Source organism: Variovorax cryoconiti (genome assembly GCF_051216395.1).
In the GTDB taxonomy this organism is placed as follows: Bacteria; Pseudomonadota; Gammaproteobacteria; order Burkholderiales; family Burkholderiaceae_C; genus Variovorax.
Window position 1 is genome coordinate 1 of record NZ_JBPJZI010000087.1, and the last position, 1,030, is coordinate 1,030.

Below are 1,030 nucleotides of genomic sequence, written 5' to 3' on the forward strand. Positions count from 1 at the left end.
CAGCGGGCATTGCATGGATCAACTCCATCGGCAACCTGGGCGGCTACATCGGCCCGACGATCTTCGGGGCGCTGAAGGACCGGATGGGCAACGACATCTACGCCGTGATTTTCCTGGCGCTGTTGTCGGCAGTGGCGTTCGGGCTGGTGCTGATCATCGGGCACGACGCGCGCACCGAGCAGGCGGCTGCACCCGGGCAGGTCTGATTCAGGCTTGGTCGGATGCCATTCCCGGTACTGCGATCCGTGCGGTTATTCACGCCCGACTCGTCATCAACTGTCATCTGAATGTTGCCTCGAACGTTTTACTGGAGCGCCTGTTCAACGCAACGACGCATTTCCTCGATCGATGTCTTTGCTTAGAAAGAACCCCATGAAGACCAAGCAGCTCATCCTCTCCAGCATCCTCGCGTTCGCCGGCCTTGCCATGCTGGCACCGAGCATCGCCTCCGCAGCGCCGTACCACCCCAAGAAGCACAAGGTGTGCAAGTGGGACGCGCGTCATCACCAGCGTGTTTGCCACTGGGTGCGTTGATTCCCCCGGTGCAAACCACTTGAAAAAGCCCGCTGATGCGGGCTTGACTTTCTTCCTGGATTCCTTCCGGGAACACCGCGGAACCGGCTCCGCCGGGCCGCGATCTTGGGGGGTCAGCCCTTCTTCGCTTCGCCGATCAGATAGTTCACGACCTGAAGCACTTTGGTCATGTTGCCGGCGGTTTCGCCGTCCACATACCAGCGGCCGGCCACGGCCATTGCCGGCACGCCAGCCACCTTGTAGGCGTCGGTCATTTGCGAGGCGCGCTTGGCCTTGCTGGCCACGCCGAAGGAAGTGAAGGTTTCCTTGAACTTGGCGCCGTCCAGGCCGTTGGCGGTGGCCCAGGCAATGATGTTGGCGTCGCCGTTCACGTTCTGGCGCTGCGCGTGGATCGCGTTGAACACCTTCGGCTGATATTCGTCGACCTTGCCCATGGCTTCGAGCGCGTAGTACAGGCGCTGCTTGGCTTCGACGTCGTTGCCCACGAAAGGCACCG

At 61.6% G+C, this 1,030-nt stretch carries 3 protein-coding genes; 2 read left to right on the forward strand and 1 reads right to left on the reverse strand.

What is annotated here, in order from left to right:
• Both ACSFA2_RS25930 and ACSFA2_RS25935 read left to right on the forward strand, forming a co-directional pair.
• On the forward strand, positions 1 to 206 hold a 206-nt coding region (locus tag ACSFA2_RS25930; RefSeq protein ID WP_435458191.1), incomplete at its 5' end, for an MFS transporter.
• 166 nt (positions 207 to 372) lie between these two features.
• Entirely contained in the window at positions 373 to 534 is a 162-nt protein-coding gene (locus tag ACSFA2_RS25935; protein WP_435458192.1) for an HHHH-motif protein, read from the forward strand.
• Between the two features lie 113 nt (positions 535 to 647).
• Here the strand turns inward: ACSFA2_RS25935 and ACSFA2_RS25940 are convergent.
• Positions 648 to 1,030, reverse strand: a 383-nt coding sequence (locus tag ACSFA2_RS25940) for a DsbA family protein (protein WP_435458193.1), incomplete at its 5' end; no start/stop codon positions are given.